Here is a 17,754-nt window from a genome sequence, read left to right on the forward strand (position 1 = left end):
CTCAAAAAGCTAGCAAACTGGACATGGAAAGGACCATGTCCAGCGTAAGACAACTGATAAATTTTATCAAAATAAGTGAAAACCCCACTTTTACTTGAAGTAAAGGTGGGGTTTGTCTACGGTCTGAGACGCTATGAATAGCGTCTTTTTTCTTTTAAATAGTTATAATATAACCAGACACTCATTAGATATGAGTTTATTTAGTACCATAGACAATGTGAATCTTAAAAGAAACTGGATGTTATCATACAGACAAAATACGTTCTTGTTTATATTTATTTCAAGTCTCGACTGATATGCTCCCCTAAAGGTAGACAGATGAAATAAATAAATCTACCTTAGGGGAGTTTTTTCATGGCCGGTAAATGGTTTTCAAAAGAAGAAAAATTGAATATTTTATCAGAGTGTGATCAGGGGAATTATTCGGTGAGGGAAATCGCAGAAAAATATACCATTCAACAGAAACGATTTGGGAATGGAGAATATCGCAAGATATTTTGGGTGTGGAGAGTTTGGAACGTTCAAAGTACCATAAGTTTTATCCCCAGAATTAAAATACAAGGCCGTGAAGGACTTCCTATCCGGACGCTTCTCTCAAAGAGAAATCTCAAGAAAATATCAGATTTCCAGTAAATCTGTACTAATGAAGTGGGTGGAGCTTTATAATGGTCATAAAACCTTAAAAGACAGCGGGAGAGGAAGGAATCGTTTGATGACCAAACGGAAGAACATTTCATTGGAAGAACGGATTGAAATTGCGAAGGAGTGTCTGGCTCAGGGAAAGGACTACGCCAGATCAATGGAGATTCATCAAGTGTCCTACCAACAGGTGTATCAATGGGTGAAAAAGTATCAAGAAGGCGGAGATGAGGCTTTAAAAGACAAGCGAGGGTAACGCAAAACCGAAGAAGAACTGACACCTGAACAAAAAATTCAACGGAAAAACAAACGGCTAGAACAGGAAAATGAGCGTTTGAGAGTAGAGGTTGCGTTCTTAAAAAAGTTGGAAGAGATCAAAAGGAGGCGGTTTTAAGTCAGGTTTGGTACAAAGATCGATATCTCGTCATTTTAGAGCTGAATCGAAAAGAAGGCTTTTCTGTCCAAATGTTATGTGATATTGCCAACATTTCGCGCCAAGGGTATTACAAATGGAGGAGCCGAGTACCTTGCGCGAGAGAAAAACAGAATGAAAAGATTATCGCCAAAATGTCACTGCTTCACGAACAAATTGGCGGTATCTACGGATACCGCATAATGACCTTAAACATGAACCGCTGCTTTAAAGATCGGCTCAATCATAAGAGCATCTATCGGCTGATGATGAAAGTGGCTAAGCTAGAGTGTGTCATTCGGCGGAAGAAAAAACGTGACAGCAAAACGACGCCTCAACATGTGTCCGAAAATATCCTGAATCGAGAGTTTAAAGCGGACAAACCAAATCAAAAATGGGTGACTGATGTGACAGAGCTGAAATACGGCAATCGGAAAGCGTACCTTAGTGCCATTTTAGATCTTCATGAGGGAATGGTCGTGTCTTATGTGCTAGGGAAATCAAATCATAATCTCCTTGTATTTAAAACCTTGAACCAAGCGCTGTAGACAGTCCCAAACGCATGTCCTCTCCTTCACAGCGATAGAGGGTTTCAATACACGTCTCACCAGTTTAGAAGGATGATTAAAAAAGCAAATATGACACAGAGCATGTCCTGCGTCGGCCGCTGTATTGATAACGGCCCCATAGAGTCGTTTTGGGGGAAATTAAAATGTGAAAAATACAGACGGAATTCGTACGAGACATTTGAGGCACTTCAAAGCGCAATTGATGAATATATCCACTTTTACAACAACAATCGTCTACAAGAAAAACTAAACGGCCTCAGCCCAATGGAATACAGGGCTAAAGCCGTTTAATGTGTTTTAGTTATTTCCACTGTCTACTTGACAGGGGGCACATCAGACAAGAACTGTGGTTTTTTTATGTTAAGTATGATAAAATTGGAAGTGATTAGGCAAAGTTTTCTTAATAAACGAATTTTCTTTTTTTGTATAATAACATGTTTTTGTTATAATATTTATTGTTTTTTAATTCAAATTAAGTGATGAAAAGGTAATACATCGCTAGGGTTGTTTATATGAAATTTGGAAGAGGGATCTTATGTTATTTACTATTGTTATTCCTTATAAGGATACCAATAAAAAGTATACTGATAACTGCATTAAAAGTTTAGATGATCAAATTTTTAAAGATTTCGAAGTGCTTTTTGTTCATCAAGATAGTCAACATCTAGAAGAAATATTAGAGTCTTTTACTTTTTACTATAGAACAATCAATATGGGACCTCATACAAATGCAGGCATTAGTAGAAATAAAGGCATAGAAGAAGCTCGAGGAGAATACATCTTGTTTTTAGATGGAGATGATTTCTTACATCCAAATGCGCTTTTATTTGCGAAGCAAATCATTGATCAAGAACAATTGAATGTATTCAAGCTGAAAGTAAAAAAGACAATCGTAGACAGAAAAACAACATTAAAGGAAATGAAGCAGGCTTTGTATCAGCATGATACTTTAGATAATTTAAGTCATGTTTTGAAAAAATTAAATGTTGATGCAAATGAAAATGAAGTCATGCAGATGCTTTTTGAGGAGAATGTTGTATCAGCTCATTATCATGAGATTGCAAAAGAAAAGTTTTTTAAAAAGATATCCTACCAATTAAAGTCACACGGATTCGTTGTTCAAAAGAAATACTTGCTGAACAATCAAATACAGTTTGATGAAAGCACATCATTGTATAGTGATATTCCTTTCTTAATGAAACTTTATCAAGATGCTTTATCTATTCTGGAAACTTCAATCTGCCTATACTATAAGCTGATTCATAATGATCCTATTAATTTTCCATCACTTTCTCAGGAAGAACATGATCATAGATTTGAAGAATTGTTTCGAATATTAAGCAAATCAATTGAACGATGCGATGATTTGGCTTTAGTTAAACAAGTGAAGGTTAAAGCGATCAGCCAATATTTATATAAAGTTGTAAAAAGTCCAATTTTTAAAGAAGGCACTCAACGTTTAACGCCTATTTATCAGTCCTGTCAAACCATTTTGAATGCAGAGTCAAATCCAATCAAACTGAATAGAAGACATACAAAAGAAATTGATGCTATTAAGGATGGGAATTACAATAAGGCATATCGTCTAAGTAAAAAGCGCGTTCTTTATTATAATCTGTATCAGAGTATAAAACCGAAAAAGAAGAGAGAGAGACAAAGAACAGTTCAACAATTGTTCTTCTCTAGATTGCCTATCAAACATAACATAATAGTTTATGAAAGCTTTTTAGGAAGAAACTACTCGGATAGTCCTAAAGCTATTTTTAAATATCTTCTTGAACATGAGCCAAACCAATGGAAGCATGTTTGGATTCTCAATGATAAAGAAATGGTGGCAAATGAAGAAGAATTTCAGCATAAGAATGTCAAAGTAATTAAGCGATTTAGCTGGAAATTTTTTTATTATGTCACAGTCGCAAAATATTTTGTTTTAAACATGAGGCAGCCAAAGTGGCTTTATAAAAAAGACGAACAAATTATTTTATCCACATGGCATGGAACACCACTTAAGAAATTAGTATTTGATATGGATAATGTAGTATCCGCGAATCCCGATTATAAAAAAGAATTTTATTTACAGTCACGTAAATGGGATTACCTAATTGCAGCAAACTCATATTCCGAAAAAATCTTCGAAAGTGCATTTATGTATCCGAAAGAAAAAATATTAACTTATGGATATCCAAGAAATGATATTCTGAAAAACTTTACGGATGCAGATAAAGTGATGATTAAATCGAAGCTCGGTATACCTGCTGATAAAAAAGTTATTTTATATGCACCAACATGGAGAGATGACGAATTTCATAAAGCAGGGCGGTACAAATTTAATCTCACATTAGATTTAAATTTGTTAAAAGAAGAGTTAGACGAAGAATATGTAATCATATTACGAATGCACTATTTCATTTCGGATAATATTGATTTAACAGGGTTTGAAGGATTTGCCTTTGATTATTCTAAATATAACGATATCAATGATTTATATATTTCAAGCGACATCCTTATCACTGATTACTCGTCTGTATTCTTTGATTTTGCAAACTTAAGACAGCCAATTCTTTTCTTTACGTATGATATTGATAAATACAAAGATGTGCTGAGAGGTTTTTATATTGATGTTGAAAAAGATCTACCAGGTCCATTATTGTATACGTCTGAAGAAGTGCTAAATAGCATACAGAACATCGAAAGCGTGAAAGATGCCTACAAGGAAAAATACGATGTATTCCATGAAAGATTCTGTTCACTAGAAGATGGAAAGGCAAGTGAACGGGTTGTAAAGGAGGTATTTACTCGTAATAAATAAATGTAATCAGGGTTTTACCTCTACTTGGTATGGAAACAAGTAGAGGTTTTTTTCTGTTAGTAAAGTCAAATACTCCTTTGAACAAATAAAAGACAAACAACAATCACCGCAATCATCATCAAAAACCGATCCGACTTACATAAAACACCTCCAACCAATTCAAATTCATATCTTCCCATTTGTGGCGTCCTCATAAAGCGAGACAAATGAGTGCTTTCAACACAACAGATGAAAGGATGATGGATCTTGAAACAATATGTAATGGCGATTCTATTTTCCGGTACGTTTTTGTTAAGTGGATGTTCTGGACTGCTAGACCAAGTGAACGATACAACGACATATGTCACAGAGGCAAATGAGTATGTGACGGATATTCAGCAATTCACAGAGGATTTTCCACAGCTTGCGGAAGAAGCTGTACAAGATGCTGCCAAAAGAGCAGATTTGACGCAGCAGCTTGAATCATTGAAAAAAATAAGGTGCTGTCAGAGGAAATTCAAACCTATTTACAGCAATTGAAAACAGACAACTTCGTTGCTGCAGCTATTTTGGAGGATCAGCAAGGCCTCATGAAGCAGCTTCAGCAATCCTTTTGCAAGATATTGAACAGTTAACAAACTAGGAAAAAAACACAGTGGTCTCAGCATATCTTTGCCTTTTCAGGTGAAGATATGCTTTAATTGAATGAAAGACAAGTTTGATAGAAAAAAGGTGATTAGATGACAGAACATGAAGAAAGACATATCGCTTCGCCTAGAGCCGAGAAGGAAAAAGATCAATTAATCAATCGCTTGAAACGAGTGGAAGGACAAGTTCGAGGGATACAGCAAATGATTGAAAACGATCGTTACTGTATAGATGTCGTCAATCAAATTTCTGCTGTTAATGCGGCTTTAAAAAAGGTCAGTCTTCAATTAATGGAAAAGCATACACACCACTGCGTGGCGGATGCCATTAAGAACGGCAATGGGGATGAAGCCATTGAAGAGTTAATGAACGTCTTCACAAAACTGACAAAATCATAGCACGGAACGCATCATTTATGTTACAATGATACCCTACTGGGGTATAGTAAAATATAGAAAATGATTGATGGAGGCGATGAGAAGTGAAACAAGCAACACTTCAAGTGCAGGGCATGTCTTGCGGACATTGCGTGAAAGCAGTCGAAGGAAATGTGGGAGAATTAGCAGGTGTTGAGTCTGTGAAAGTCCATTTAGACAAGGGGCAGGTGGAGGTTTCTTTTCATCCTGATCAAGTCACGTTACACCGTATCTCTGATGTGATTGAAGAACAGGGATATGATGTCGTATAAATGAACATACGTGCTGCTTGCGCCAGCGCGTTATTTTTTTCAAAAAAGGTACCCCCATGGAGTATGTGGAGAGGTGAGAAAAATGAAAAAAGAAATCCACTTTCAAATTACAGGAATGACCTGTGCGGCTTGTGCAAACCGAATCGAAAAAAAAATCAACCGTATGGACGGTGTCGATCATGGGTCTGTGAACTTTGCGCTTGAGACACTTCAGGTCATGTACCATCCCGGTCAAACGTCTACAAGTGACATCAAAGATGCCGTTCAATCCATTGGGTATTCATTAATTGAACCAGCAGAAGAACTAGCAGAGGTAGGGAAAAAAGATCATCGCCAAGCAACGATTGAGAAGCAAATGGCACGCTTTTTGTTCTCCATGATTTTGTCACTGCCTCTCCTTTGGGCAATGGTCAGCCATTTTTCTTTCACATCTTTTATTTGGCTGCCAGAAGCATTCATGAATCCTTGGGTTCAGCTTGCATTAGCGGCGCCGGTTCAGTTCATTGTCGGCTGGCCCTTTTATGAAGGTGCTTATAAAGCATTAAAAAATAAAAGTGCCAATATGGATGTCCTTGTGGCACTTGGAACATCTGCCGCCTTTTTCTATAGTTTATATGAAAGCATTCAGTCAGCTTTTCAAGGCACACATGAGGCGGCTCTCTATTATGAAACAAGTGCTGTGCTCATTACGTTGATTGTGCTCGGAAAATTAATGGAAGCAAGAGCAAAAGGGAGATCATCAGAAGCGATTCAAAAACTGATGGGCTTACAAGCGAAAGAAGCTGTCATCGAGAGAGATTGGAAAGAGATGACCGTTCCTATTTCTGATGTGAAAGTAAATGATCTTGTGTTTGTAAAACCGGGTGAGAAAGTGCCGGTAGATGGAGAAATCATCGAGGGAACAACAGCGATAGACGAATCCATGATTACAGGAGAAAGTCTGCCAGTTGATAAAGTCGCAGGAGATACGGTCATCGGGTCAACCATCAATAAAAATGGGTTTATCAAAGTGAAAGCAACAAAAGTAGGGAAAGAGACGGCCCTTTCACAAATCATCCGAGTGGTAGAACAAGCACAAGGCTCAAAAGCACCGATTCAAAGAATGGCAGATCAAATTTCAGGGATTTTTGTTCCCATTGTTGTAGGTATCGCTGTACTGACCTTTCTCATATGGTTTTTCTTTGTAGATCCAGGAAGTGTGACGTCAGCACTTGAGACTTTTATAGCGGTGATAGTCATTGCATGTCCTTGTGCACTCGGTCTTGCTACACCGACCTCTATTATGGCTGGCAGCGGCCGCGCGGCTGAATCAGGCATTCTGTTTAAAGGTGGAGAGCATTTAGAAGTGACCCAATCACTGGACACTGTGGTTTTAGATAAAACAGGGACTGTGACAAAAGGTGAACCAAGTCTCACAGATGTGGTGGTATTTGGAATTTGGACGGAGGACACACTGCTTCAGCTAGTGGGATCGGCAGAACAGCAGTCAGAGCATCCACTTGCTCGAGCGATTACGGAGGGAATGAAGCAGCGAGGTCTTGAAGCGGTCAATGTAGAAGCCTTCCAAGCAGATCCTGGTCATGGAATTGAAGCAAAGGCCGCTGGTCATCAGCTCTTGATTGGAACACGGAAGCTGTTAAAGAAACACCACATCCGATACGATGAAGTAGAAGCATCCATTAATAAGCTAGAGGAACAAGGGAAAACGGCGATGCTCATTGCCATTGACGGCGATGCAGCCGGTATTGTGGCGGTTGCAGATACGATTAAATCATCGTCCTCTCAAGCGATCGCCCGGCTGAAACATCAAGGAATTCACGTCGTGATGATGACAGGGGATAATAAGCGCACAGCAGAGGCGATTGCGAGACAGGCGAGCATTGAGCATGTCATCGCTGAGGTTCTTCCTGAGGACAAGGCTGCTCACATTGCGGATCTTCAGGAACAAGGAAGGAAAGTCGCAATGGTCGGAGACGGCATCAATGATGCACCTTCCCTTGCGACAGCGAATATTGGAATGGCGATTGGAACAGGTACAGACGTTGCCATGGAAGCGGCAGATATTACGCTCATGACAGGAGATCTTCATGCCATTGCAGATGCGCTTGAGTTTAGCAAGAAAACGATGAGAAACATCAAGCAAAATCTATTTTGGGCGCTTGCTTACAACTGTATTGGAATACCAGTAGCAGCATTTGGATTACTTGTGCCATGGCTTGCAGGAGTGGCAATGGCCTTTAGCTCCGTGTCGGTTGTGCTGAATTCACTCAGATTACAGCGGTTGAAACCTGTCAGAGAGGGAGTGGCAGAATGAAGTTCTCTTTTAGGGTTTGGTAGAAGTTCGTCATACATCTTTGCATTGAGCGGCTGTAATTCTGGTTCAGTTAACGATTTCATCGTAAAAGCCTGCCAAACCTCCATTTCAAACCTTCGTTCTTCATCAAGCGGAAGGACTTGCTCCAATAAAGTAAGGACATTTTCTTCAGTTGAGCCGTTTAATGGAAGCCTTGTCATTCGTTCTTTGATTCTGTCCTGAATCAGATTCATAGAGAAAAGAAATAGCTCCTGCTGTGTGGAAAAATAATGACGCATGGAACCGGTTTACTCTTTGTGCTTACCTTTCTCATCCAAGCACCAGAGCGAACAGAATCATTGATGCAGCTTGCATATGTGTGGGGGATGGTCTTAATCATTGATTTCCTCATTAGCATCAGCTATGTCACCTGGCCAAAAAAACACCCGCAAAATATGGCAGGCTAACAAAAAAGACAGACGGACTCACTCCGCCTGTCTTTTTTTATGAGGACAGTCCTTTGTAAATGGTGTCAATATTCCATTTCATCATTTTATAGTAGCTGTCTCCATCTTCCCCTTTCTTTCCAATGGAGTCAGTGAAGACTTTCCCTTTAATCGGAACCCCGGTTTCCTCAGAAAGGCTTTCCAGACTGCGTTTATCTACACTTGTTTCAAGAAATAGAGCAGGAACGCGATGATCTTTCACAAAATGAATGATGCGTTTCATTTGACCAGGTGTTCCTTCATTTTCTGTATTGATCTCCCAAATGTAGCCCGCTTTCAGTCCATATGCAGCTGCAAAATACTTAAAGGCCCCCTCACTTGTGACAAGCAGCTTTCTGTCATTTGGAAGCTGATTAAACTTGTCTTTTGCTTCATCATGAAGAGCCTGAAGCTTCTTGATATAAGCATCTGCATTTTTTTCATAATCCTCTTTATGCTCGGGGTCTGCTTCAATGAGCGCATCCCGGGTATTTTGGGCATAAAGAATGCCGTTCTCGACATTCAACCAAGCATGAGGATCCTGCTGACTTTCCAGCCCTTTTGAAGATAAATGCTTCACTTTGACGCCCTTGCTTAGTTCCGCTACCGGTGCATCATCCCCGTCCTTGCCGCTCGATTCAAGCAGCTTTTGAAACCAGCCGTTCCCTGTTTCAAGGTTTAAGCCATTATATAGAACAAGGTCTGCATCCGTCGTATGCTGAACATCCTTTGGCAGTGGGTCAAATTCGTGTGGATCTGTACCAATTGGAACAATGCTGTGAATAGAGACATGCTGTCCCCCTACTTCTTTCACAATGTCATAAAGAATGGAGTAGGTCGTGACAACTTTTAATTTGCCATCATCTTTGGCGAAATTATTATGTTGATTAGAACAACCTACGATGACCATAAAGGCAATGAATACTGCGATCAAACGGATTGCAAATAACTTCTTCATATATATCCTCCTTTTACATAGATGTTTCTTTTTTTAATTGTTTTCGTTTTCGTTTTGATTTTAATGATCTCCACAAAATACCTTGCTTCGGTGAAAAAATAAAGGCACTGCCGAATAACATGGTTGCGACCAAAACGATGGAAGCACCAGAAGACAGGTTATACGTAAAACTAAGCCCGAGTCCCACGACAGCAGAAACGACACCGAAAAAAGCAGATAAATAAATCATGATCCATAACCTGTCAGTCAAAAGATAAGCGGTGGCTGCCGGCGTAATAAGCATCGCAACGACAAGAATAATGCCGACGGTTTGCAGGGATGCAACGGTGACAAGGGTGAGTAATGTCATGAGAAAATAATGGATCATTCGGTTCGGTAAACCGTAAACAGAAGAGATCACCGGGTCAAATGAACTAATGAGCAGTTCTTTGTAGAAAATGATGACCGCCAGCAAAATAAAAATGCCGATCCCAAGCGTAATCCACATATCAGATGAACGAACAGCTAGTACATTTCCAAACAAGATATGATATAAATCGCTTGAACTTTTCAAAAATGTAATCAAAATGATTCCGATTGAAAAAAAGGCAGTGAATACAATGCCGATGGCAGAATCATTTTTAATGCGGCTGTTTTGACTGACATATCCAATGCCAATCGCTGTTAACACCCCAGTTAAGACGGCCCCAAAAAAAAAGTTAATCCCAAGCATATAAGAGATGGCCACACCAGGCAGCACCGCATGTGAAATGGCATCTCCCATCAAAGCCATGCCCCGTAAAATGATAAAACAGCCAATGACGCCGCATATAATGCCCACCATGACGGATGTAAATAACGCTTTTTGTAAAAACGCATATTCAAAGAGTCCGGTTAAGAATTCCATTACACGTCTCCTCCTGCTGATTTTAAGAATGGTAGCTGCGTTTCATATGCCTTCAGTATCACCTCTGGACGAAGGATATCCTGTACGAGTCCAGCTTTGATCAGTTTTTTATTTAAAAGAACGAGATGGCTGAAGTAATCATCGGCCTTACTTAAATCATGGTGGACGACAAGAATGGTTTTTCCTTCATGTCGTAATTCCTTTAAAATGCGAATCATCGTTTCTTCACTTGCCATATCAATCCCGACAAATGGTTCATCCAAACAAAAGAGCTGGGCGTTTTGAGCAAGTGCTCTAGCAAGAAAGACACGCTGCTGCTGGCCGCCGGATAATTCCCCAATCTGTCTTTTCGCAAAGTCCTGCATCCCGACTTTTTCTAAGCAATGGTATGCATAGGCCCGGTCTTCTTTTTTAGGTCGTTTCATGAGTCCAAGTTTCGGATATGTTCCAAGTAGAACGGTATCCAGCACATGGATAGGAAATGTCCAATCTAGATCATTTCTCTGCGGTACATATGCGATCTGTTTTCTGACTTGTTTAAAGGGCTGATCAAAAAAGTGAACATCCCCTTGATCTTTTTCAATTAAATCCAAGCATGCCTTCAATAAAGTCGATTTACCGCCACCGTTCGGACCAATGATTCCTGTCATCGTCCCTTCCTGTATAGAATGAGAGACGTTTTCTAATGCATCCTCTCCGTGATATGAGACATAAAGTCGGTCGATTGTTAAAGCATTTGACATCTCTTGCGGCTCCTTTCAATCATCATTGCGTTTTTTAAAATATATACACTCACTAAATATTTTTGATTTAGGTTAAAATGATTCTTTAAGACTAATTTGTTTCCTTAGGGAAACTTTCGACTTATTATAAACGTATGTCTTTCCTTTGTAAAGAGATATGCTGTATATTTTTCGTCAGAGGTCAAACGATTGTTTTTATGTTATGAAAGGGACATGAGCATCTTTTATTGAAAATCAAAGTGACAGCATTGGCCAAAAAACAAATCATTTGTTCATAAATGATTGACAGTTGATCAGAACGCCTCATATAATAAGGATAGTTCAATATATGAATATATGCTCATATATAACATCTAAAGCCGCTAATAGTTTTGTTTGAATCAGGGAAAGTTATTTATATAGAAAAAGGTGAGAGCATGAAAAAAACAAAGGATGAATACGTATTAAACGGTCTTGATTGTGGAAACTGTGCGCGTAAAATCGAAACAGGTGTCAACAAAATAGATGGAGTTGAGGAATGTTCTATTAATTTTGCGACAGGCACGTTAACTGTAACTCATGCAGATGCACAAGAGGCCATGTCAAAACGTATTAAAAAAACCGTTCAGTTCATTGAACCTCATGTGAGTGTGTCACCAAAAGAAGAAGGGCATCACCACGATCATGGGGCAAAGAATTTAAAAACAATTGTACTGAAATTAATTGGCGGTGCTGTGATTGGAACAGCTGCTTATTTTATACATGAAGATAGCTGGCTGAAATTTGTCATGTTTTTTGCAGCGTATATACTCGTCGGCGGTGATGTCGTCTTTAAAGCACTGAAAAATATCGTGCGAGGTCAAGTATTTGATGAAAACTTCTTAATGACCATTGCAACTGTTGGTGCTTTTCTCATTCGGCAATATCCAGAGGCACTGGCTGTCATGGTGTTTTATCAAATTGGAGAGCTCTTCCAAGGTGCGGCAGTGAATCGTTCAAGACGGTCTATTAGTGAATTAATGAATATCCGCCCTGAATATGCGAATCTCAAAATAGGGCATGAAACAAAAAAAGTGAAGCCGGAAGAAGTAAAAGCTGGTGATCGTATCGTCGTAAAACCAGGTGAAAAAATTCCACTAGATGGATTCGTGATGGAAGGCTTTTCACTCGTGGATACCTCTGCATTAACAGGGGAATCTGTTCCTCGAGATGTAGAAGCAGGAAAAGAAGTTCTTGCTGGATTTGTGAATCAAAACGGCATTCTTGAAATAGAAGTACAAAAAGAGCTAAGCGAATCGGCTGTGACGAAGATTTTAGATTTAGTTGAGAATGCCAGCAGTCGAAAAGCACAAACAGAAAACTTTATTACAAAGTTTGCGAAATATTATACACCTGCTGTCGTCGTGCTTGCACTATTGCTTGCCTTTGTGCCGCCGCTTTTGATACCATCAGCACAATTGTCTGACTGGGTTTACCGGGCGCTTGTCTTTCTCGTGATCTCTTGTCCTTGTGCACTTGTCGTCTCCATTCCATTAGGATTCTTCGGGGGAATCGGGGCAGCATCTAAACGAGGCATCCTTGTGAAAGGCAGCAACTACCTAGAAGCACTGAACTCTGTATGCTATGCTGTCTTTGATAAAACAGGCACACTCACAAAAGGGAACTTTACGGTCACCAATATCGTGACAACCCATGACAAGTGGTCGGAAGAGGAGCTGCTTTCTTTTGCGGCTCTAGCAGAAGCGCATTCCTCGCACCCTATTGCAGAATCGATTAAAGCGGCTTACGGTTCGCCGCTAGATGAGCGCCATATCAAAGCGTATGAGGATATTGCGGGACATGGAATTAAAGCGACGATTAGCGGTGTCCATGTATTAGCGGGAAATCATCGCCTGATGGAACGAGAGGGCATTGCGTATGAAAAAGAAAAAAGAAGTGGAACTGTTGTGTATATGGCAGTAGACGGTGAGTTTGCCGGATATATCCTGATTGCAGATGAATTAAAGGATGATGCCATCAAGGCAGTTTCTGCTTTAAAAGCATCTGGAATTAAAACCGTGATGCTCACTGGTGATGCCAAACAAGTAGGGACTGCTGTCGCAAAGCAAATTGGCATGAACGAGGTTTACACTGAATTATTGCCACAGGATAAAGTGATGAAAATAGAAGACATTGATCAGCAAAAAGCACCTCAAGAAAAATTATTATTTGTGGGGGATGGCATTAACGATACCCCAGTATTAGCAAGAGCAGATATAGGCATTGCGATGGGCGGACTTGGTTCAGATGCGGCAGTGGAAGCCGCTGATATCGTGATTATGACGGACCAGCCATCAAAGGTAGCAGAAGCCATCACTGTCGCTAAAAGAACGAAAGCTATTGTTTGGCAAAACATCGTGTTTGCTCTTGGTGTCAAAGGGATTTTCCTATTACTAGGGGCTTTCGGTATTGCGACCATGTGGGAAGCGGTCTTTTCTGATGTTGGTGTAACGGTACTCGCTGTTTTAAATGCGATGAGGGTCATGAAATAAAATTGTAAGGAAAAATTCACGATAGCGTCTTTTATAATAGCCTCTCTCTTGTTAAAATAGAAGAAGTTGGATGATGGCATCTTCCTAAGCTATTATCCTTTTTTTTACTTTTAAGGAATGAATGAAAAAGATAAGGTAGGTGCTTTTGTGAGTAAAAAAAATCAATCTTCATCCATCAAGTTTGCCGTCATTTTAACCATCATTGCAGCTCTTCTCATTGGTATTTTCGTTGTGATTGGCAACAACAACAGCCAAGAAGCACAAACAGTTGACAGCAAGCCTTCCATTAAAGGACAACCTGTCATGGGAGATAAAAAGGCAGCGGTGCAAATCGTCGAGTTTGGGGACTATAAGTGTCCAACATGTAAATCATTTGAAAGAGACATTGTCCCAAAGCTGAAAGCAGACTACATAGATAAAGGCGATGCCTCATTTTCATTTATTAACTTGCCACTGCCTGTTCATGGAGACGGTGCGGTGTTAGCAGCACTCGCTTCTGAAGAGGTGTGGAAAGAAGACCCAAAAAACTTCTGGGCATTTCATGCAGCTGTCTATGATGCACAGCCAAATAGTGATGCGGAATGGGTAACGCCTGCTAAGCTCACTGAATTAGCGAAAAAGACAACAAAAATCAATACGGACAAGCTAAAAGAAAACTTGTCAAAGAAAACGTATCAATCTCAGTTGAACACGGATGATCAATTGGTCAATCAGTTCAAAGTGAACGCAACACCAACTGTTTTCATTAACAATAAACAAGTACAAAACTTTTATGACTATGACGAAATTAAAGAATTAATCTATCAAGAGCTTAAAGGAAAAAAATCATGAAGAATAAGCTTGTTTACTTATACAGCGCATGGATCGTTTCCATCGTTGCTACAATGAGCAGCCTGTATTTAAGTGAAGTGAAAAAGTTTATCCCATGCGACCTATGCTGGTTTCAGCGCATTTTCATGTATCCCCTTGTGCTTTTACTTGGAATTGCTACATTCCGTGGCGATGTCAAAGTGAAATATTACGTTCTTCCTTTAACCATGATTGGTGCTTGTTTTTCTATCTATCATTATATGGAACAAAAGATACCGGGCTTTGCATCCATTCGCCCTTGTCTGAGCGGAATTCCTTGTTCCTTTGATTATTTGAATTGGTTTGGTTTTATCACCATTCCATTATTAGCACTTATTGCATTTATTCTTATCATCATCAGTATGCTATTATTAAATGCAAAAGAAGATTAACAAGCCTGCTTGAAAAGTAGGCTATTTTTTATTTTCGCAAAAAGATAAAATTCAAAGAAAATTTGTATTGCTTTTCGCCTGTGTCAGATATACATTAAGGGTGGAGTGCTAGATGATCAGACAATGGTAAGGAGATAAGCGAAAAATGGCATGGGAAGTCTTAAGTATCATTGGCATTGTCGCATTCGCCATTAGTGGCGCTATTGTGGCAATGGAGGAAGAGTACGATATTCTTGGTGTGTACATTTTGGGAATTGTAACGGCATTTGGCGGGGGAGCGATTCGAAATATATTAATCGGTCTTCCAGTATCGGCTTTATGGTCACAGGGGAAGATGTTTACCATTGCCCTTGTGTCGATTACAATTGTGTTTCTTTTTCCAAAGCTCTTGCTAAAGCATTGGAGCACATGGGGAAATTTCTCAGATGCGATTGGCTTAGCAGCCTTTGCAATTCAAGGAGCCTTATTTGCTGTGCAAAGAGAGCTTCCGCTAAGTGCGGTCATTGTGGCAGCCATTTTGACTGGGAGCGGTGGCGGAATTGTCCGTGATCTTTTGGCAGGGCGCAAACCACTCGTTCTAAAAGCGGAGATTTATGCAGTATGGGCAGCACTTGGCGGTTTATTCGTTGGGCTTGGATTAGCTCAAGGGGAGATGAGCCTGTATCTTTTATTTCTCATTCTTGTCACGTGCCGAGTGTGCTCTTATCTATTCAAATGGCAGCTTCCTGCTAGATCCTATTTTTTAAATAAAGGGTAAAAACAAAGAGGCGATATCGCTCTCTTTTTTTGCTGTTATTTTTTCAGCAAATGTTGGTATTTTCGTGTTGAATGAAAATCTTGTCATTTGGCTGAATTGAGATATTCAGTTTTTTTGGCGACCTCGGCTGAAGCTGGTGTTGACGCTGCTGCTTGATACATACATTTTCTCTACTAGACTTAAAGACAAGGCAGGCATGACAGGGGCGTTGCTTTTGGCAATCGAAGAGAAGAGAAACGCCTATTAATAGAGTTTTAAAGCGTAACATGAGATAATGAAAAAGATAGAATCTTGGAAAAAGGTGGTTGTTAAAATGGTCAAAAGCTTGAATGATACCGTAACACTAAATAACGGAGTGGAAATGCCTTGGTTTGGTTTAGGTGTATTCAAAGTGGAGGACGGCAATCAAGTGGTAGATGCCGTGAAAGCAGCCATAAGAAATGGATATCGCAGCATTGATACGGCAGCTGTTTATAAAAATGAGACAGGCGTAGGAAAAGCGATTAAAGAATCTGGTGTGAAACGAGAAGACTTATTTATTACGTCTAAAGTATGGAACACAGATCAAGGCTATGATAAAGCGCTGGCGGCGTTTGACGCAAGCTTAAACCGATTGGGTCTTGATTACTTAGACCTCTATTTAATTCATTGGCCTGGACCTAATGCTGATACATTTAAAGAAACTTGGCGTGCGCTTGAGAATCTGTATAAAGATGGAAAAGTAAGAGCCATTGGCGTCAGTAACTTCTATGTTCAGCATTTAGAAGAGCTGTTAAAAGATGCTGAGGTTGTCCCAGCCGTGAACCAAGTGGAGTTTCATCCGAAACTGACACTTGCCGAATTACGTCAATACGCAAAAGAAAAAGGCATTCAAATTGAAGCATGGTCTCCACTGATGCAAGGGAAGCTGTTAGATCATGACGTATTGAAGGACATTGCTTCACGCTACAATAAATCTGTCGCACAAGTGATCTTGCGCTGGGATCTGCAAAGCGGCGTCGTCACAATTCCAAAATCAATCAATGAAGAACGCATTAAACAAAATGCAGACATTTTTGACTTCGAGCTTTCTCAAGAAGACATGGAAAAAATCAATGCATTAAATAATAATGAGCGCGTCGGCTCGAATCCAGAGACGATGACGGTTGGGTTTGAATCATAACAAAATAGAATGAACTTTATAACACCTTTCGATAGGGCTTGAGTGATACACTTCTGGGATTATTGAAAGGTGTTTTTTGTTGCTATAAATCAAACGATTGTCAGTAAGTGTTAAAAAAAGTGTATAATTCTTAAAAATCATTGAAAATAGGTGGTGCAAAAACACAATTTGTGGTAATTTATCAATTGTAAAAAAAGGATGGAGAACTATTTACAAATCAAAGTAGCGCTGTTTAAATATTATAGATAATCTCAAAAAATACCAAGAGGGGTTTTGGAAATGATCCATGTAAAGGGACTCACAAAGTCATATCGACAGCAGCCTGTTTTTGAAGATTTACATTTTCAAATTAAACATCAAAAGGTAAATTTCATCATGGAGAAGAATGGATGAGGTTTATCCTCTTGCATTTGGTTTATATGCAATTTATTTAACAACATATGACATCAAACATAAAACGATGAAAATAAAAGCGGTTCAATATCAGTGGAACGATGTTTTATTTTCAAAGCAACTGTCTCTGTATGTGATCATTCTATTCTTTATTCCTATTATCTGTTTCATTTCGTATATGGCTAGTCATCTATTTTATTCTGTCATATCACATAATATATCTGTTCAGTTGTTTACATATCAAGATCGTACTGAACATTCTATCCTGCTTCAATTGATGTTTGTTGTATGTATCAGATGGTTATTTAGTACAATTGTTTTTTATTTAGGTAGTTTATGTCGAAGTTTTATATTATCTGTGGTTATCTATATGGTCTATTTTTTATTGATCCCTAACTTAGGTGTCTTTGATTTGAAAAATATGATCGCAAACTTAGCTTTGCATCTCTTTTCTTTTAAAGGAAACTATCAATTATTTGTACCTATTCCCATTAGTGTGACTGCAATTCTGATCTGCATTTCTTTGCTTATCATCTTGTTTATCAATCCTGACTTATACTGTGGTAAAAAGGCAAAGTAAAT

General features: G+C 39.2%; 17 protein-coding genes and 2 pseudogenes. 15 read left to right on the top strand and 4 right to left on the bottom strand.

Annotated elements, in window-relative coordinates; translation table 11 throughout:
* Positions 1 to 354 precede the first annotated feature (354 nt).
* From WAX46_RS07565 to WAX46_RS07600, 8 genes and pseudogenes are all read left to right on the top strand, one after another.
* Positions 355 to 633, top strand: coding sequence for a hypothetical protein (locus WAX46_RS07565; protein WP_336493581.1), 279 nt, complete (start codon positions 355 to 357; stop codon positions 631 to 633).
* Positions 566 to 895 carry a helix-turn-helix domain-containing protein gene (locus tag WAX46_RS15805; protein ID WP_442895662.1) on the top strand — a complete coding sequence of 110 codons (330 nt, stop codon included), beginning with the start codon at positions 566 to 568 and terminating at the stop codon, positions 893 to 895. The genes WAX46_RS07565 and WAX46_RS15805 overlap by 68 nt, the downstream gene beginning before the upstream one ends.
* 209 nt (positions 896 to 1,104) lie before the next feature.
* The gene (locus tag WAX46_RS07575) at positions 1,105 to 1,599 is read left to right on the top strand and encodes a DDE-type integrase/transposase/recombinase (protein WP_336493583.1); all 495 of its coding nucleotides are present in this window, start codon (positions 1,105 to 1,107) and stop codon (positions 1,597 to 1,599) included.
* Between the two features lie 102 nt (positions 1,600 to 1,701).
* Complete coding sequence (locus WAX46_RS15810; protein WP_442895663.1) at positions 1,702 to 1,911, top strand: IS3 family transposase; 210 nt, start codon at positions 1,702 to 1,704, stop codon at positions 1,909 to 1,911.
* A gap of 244 nt (positions 1,912 to 2,155) precedes the next feature.
* Positions 2,156 to 4,429: a CDP-glycerol:glycerophosphate glycerophosphotransferase gene (locus tag WAX46_RS07580; protein ID WP_336493584.1), complete on the top strand. Its 2,274-nt coding sequence runs from the start codon at positions 2,156 to 2,158 to the stop codon at positions 4,427 to 4,429.
* A gap of 246 nt (positions 4,430 to 4,675) precedes the next feature.
* Positions 4,676 to 4,948 carry a DUF6376 family protein gene (locus WAX46_RS07585; protein WP_336493585.1) on the top strand — a complete coding sequence of 91 codons (273 nt, stop codon included), beginning with the start codon at positions 4,676 to 4,678 and terminating at the stop codon, positions 4,946 to 4,948.
* Between the two features lie 200 nt (positions 4,949 to 5,148).
* Positions 5,149 to 5,454, top strand: coding sequence for a metal-sensing transcriptional repressor (locus WAX46_RS07590; RefSeq protein WP_226568017.1), 306 nt, complete (start codon positions 5,149 to 5,151; stop codon positions 5,452 to 5,454).
* Between the two features lie 113 nt (positions 5,455 to 5,567).
* Positions 5,568 to 8,058: pseudogene (locus tag WAX46_RS07600) on the top strand (heavy metal translocating P-type ATPase).
* A gap of 44 nt (positions 8,059 to 8,102) precedes the next feature.
* Here the strand turns inward: WAX46_RS07600 and WAX46_RS07605 are convergent.
* Positions 8,103 to 8,336 (bottom strand): annotated as a pseudogene (locus WAX46_RS07605) (TetR family transcriptional regulator C-terminal domain-containing protein); the annotation flags it as partial.
* On the opposite strand from WAX46_RS07605, the gene WAX46_RS07610 reads away from it, so the two are divergent.
* On the top strand, positions 8,328 to 8,504 hold the full coding sequence (locus tag WAX46_RS07610; RefSeq protein WP_226568014.1) for a hypothetical protein: 177 nt from the start codon (positions 8,328 to 8,330) through the stop codon (positions 8,502 to 8,504). The pseudogene WAX46_RS07605 and the gene WAX46_RS07610 sit on opposite strands and share 9 nt — an antisense overlap.
* A 37-nt stretch (positions 8,505 to 8,541) precedes the next feature.
* On the opposite strand, the gene WAX46_RS07615 is transcribed toward WAX46_RS07610, so the two are convergent.
* Genes WAX46_RS07615 through WAX46_RS07625 form a run of 3 tightly spaced genes read right to left on the bottom strand, consistent with a single transcriptional unit; the run spans position 8,542 to position 11,109 of the window.
* Positions 8,542 to 9,480 carry a metal ABC transporter substrate-binding protein gene (locus WAX46_RS07615; RefSeq protein WP_336493586.1) on the bottom strand — a complete coding sequence of 313 codons (939 nt, stop codon included), beginning with the start codon at positions 9,478 to 9,480 and terminating at the stop codon, positions 8,542 to 8,544.
* A 13-nt stretch (positions 9,481 to 9,493) separates the two neighbouring features.
* Positions 9,494 to 10,366: a metal ABC transporter permease gene (locus tag WAX46_RS07620; protein WP_226568012.1), complete on the bottom strand. Its 873-nt coding sequence runs from the start codon at positions 10,364 to 10,366 to the stop codon at positions 9,494 to 9,496.
* Positions 10,366 to 11,109, bottom strand: coding sequence for a metal ABC transporter ATP-binding protein (locus WAX46_RS07625; RefSeq protein ID WP_226568011.1), 744 nt, complete (start codon positions 11,107 to 11,109; stop codon positions 10,366 to 10,368). The genes WAX46_RS07620 and WAX46_RS07625 overlap by 1 nt, the downstream gene beginning before the upstream one ends.
* 416 nt (positions 11,110 to 11,525) lie before the next feature.
* Here WAX46_RS07625 and WAX46_RS07630 point away from each other — a divergent pair, with 416 nt between their 5' ends.
* The 6 genes from WAX46_RS07630 to WAX46_RS07655 all read left to right on the top strand — a co-directional run bounded on the left by WAX46_RS07630 (position 11,526) and on the right by WAX46_RS07655 (position 17,752).
* On the top strand, positions 11,526 to 13,619 hold the full coding sequence (locus WAX46_RS07630; protein ID WP_226568010.1) for a heavy metal translocating P-type ATPase: 2,094 nt from the start codon (positions 11,526 to 11,528) through the stop codon (positions 13,617 to 13,619).
* A gap of 117 nt (positions 13,620 to 13,736) precedes the next feature.
* On the top strand, positions 13,737 to 14,450 hold the full coding sequence (locus tag WAX46_RS07635; RefSeq protein ID WP_336493587.1) for a DsbA family protein: 714 nt from the start codon (positions 13,737 to 13,739) through the stop codon (positions 14,448 to 14,450).
* Entirely contained in the window at positions 14,447 to 14,860 is a 414-nt protein-coding gene (locus WAX46_RS07640; RefSeq protein WP_226568008.1) for a disulfide oxidoreductase, read from the top strand. Before WAX46_RS07635 ends, WAX46_RS07640 begins: the two co-directional genes overlap by 4 nt.
* Before the next feature lie 145 nt (positions 14,861 to 15,005).
* Positions 15,006 to 15,617 (top strand): trimeric intracellular cation channel family protein, encoded by a 612-nt coding sequence (locus WAX46_RS07645; RefSeq protein ID WP_226568007.1) that lies wholly within the window; start codon positions 15,006 to 15,008, stop codon positions 15,615 to 15,617.
* 313 nt (positions 15,618 to 15,930) lie between these two features.
* Entirely contained in the window at positions 15,931 to 16,779 is an 849-nt protein-coding gene (locus WAX46_RS07650) for an aldo/keto reductase (RefSeq protein ID WP_336493588.1), read from the top strand.
* Positions 16,780 to 17,164: 385 nt separating this feature from the next.
* On the top strand, positions 17,165 to 17,752 hold the full coding sequence (locus WAX46_RS07655) for a hypothetical protein (protein WP_336493589.1): 588 nt from the start codon (positions 17,165 to 17,167) through the stop codon (positions 17,750 to 17,752).
* Positions 17,753 to 17,754 lie beyond the last annotated feature (2 nt).

Origin of the sequence: Bacillus sp. FJAT-53060, assembly GCF_037104745.1 — a bacterium.
Lineage (GTDB): Bacteria > Bacillota > Bacilli > Bacillales > Bacillaceae > Bacillus > Bacillus stratosphericus_B.